Source organism: Nitrospirota bacterium (genome assembly GCA_040755395.1).
Lineage (GTDB): Bacteria > Nitrospirota > Nitrospiria > Nitrospirales > Nitrospiraceae > DATLZU01.
Genome location: JBFMAX010000069.1, coordinates 1 through 1,110, shown reverse-complemented (window position 1 = coordinate 1,110; position 1,110 = coordinate 1). Strand labels below are relative to the sequence as shown.

Annotated in this window: 2 protein-coding genes; both read right to left on the bottom strand. The window is 67.9% G+C overall.

What is annotated here, in order from left to right; all coding sequences use genetic code 11:
* On the bottom strand, positions 1-711 hold a 711-nt coding region (locus AB1555_20195), incomplete at its 3' end, for an adenylate/guanylate cyclase domain-containing protein (protein MEW6248999.1).
* A gap of 13 nt (positions 712-724) precedes the next feature.
* Positions 725-1,110 (bottom strand): type II toxin-antitoxin system PemK/MazF family toxin (locus AB1555_20190; GenBank protein ID MEW6248998.1); only part of this gene is annotated, 386 nt, incomplete at its 5' end.

Genomic DNA, 1,110 nt, shown 5'->3' with positions numbered 1-1,110 from the left:
GTCCAGCCGCCGCTCGATCTTGCCGTGCGAACGCGAAGCCATGCGGTCGCGCACCACCAGATCGGCCGCGGGATCGCGCCCGAGCGAGACCACCGTGCGCTCGTCCGACAGGACGGTTTCTCCGCCCTGCTGCATCTTCAGGCGCAGCACCGCGTTCTTCGGCTTGAGCACCGAACGCGCGGCGGCGAGCGTGGTCGCGTCCTCGCTCTGCTGCCACATCAGCTCGTAGGCTTCGATCGGCTCGGACTTGCCCTTGACCGCGATCTGGCTGATCTTGCGTGTCGCGCTCTTCAGCATCGGCGACATCCGCAGCACGGTTTCGCGCGCGGTGATGATCTGGCCCTTCACCGCGACGTGCGACAGGCGCGCAGCCACATTCACGGCATCGCCGAACACGTCACCGTCTTTCTCCACGATCGGGCCGTAGTAAAAGCCGATGCGGATGCCGATCTTGGTGCCGCCCACCGGAAGCAGCTCGTTGATCGCGCTTTGCATCTCGATCGCGGCGTCGGCCGCGGCGTCCGCGCTCGGGAATGTGGACATCACCTCGTCGCCGATCGTCTTGATCACCTTGCCGCGCGCAGCCTCGGTCTTCTGCCGCATGATGCCGACGCAGCGCTCGATGGCGGCGTGCGCCGCCTGATCGCCGGCTGTCTCGTACAGCCTGGTGCTGCCGCTCACGTCAGCGAAAAGGACTGCGGCCTCCGGCATGGCGCTCATCGGCTCACGCGAACATCGCCCGCAGGATGCGCCGCGCTGGCGCGGCGTCGGCCTGGCCGAGCCTGCGCGCGAGGCGCCTGGCCGGCAGGCACCGGATCTGGTCGAGCGCGACCGAGCGCACCCTGGCGCGAACCGAAATCGGAAACCGGGTCGGCCAGTCGCCGCCGGAAGGCATCAGGGGCGCGACGATGACCGTATCGAGAACCCGGTTCATCTCGTCGGGAGACACGACCATCACCGCTCCCCGGCCGGGCCGCAGCTCCGCCCAGTAGATTTCCCCCTGCCTCGGGCTTGCGGTCGTTCGAGTCGGCAATCGGATCTTCCCTTTTCCCGCCATGATGCTAGCGCACCCGGCCAGACTTCGCTGCCCGGAGCTTTTCTTCCCAGCCC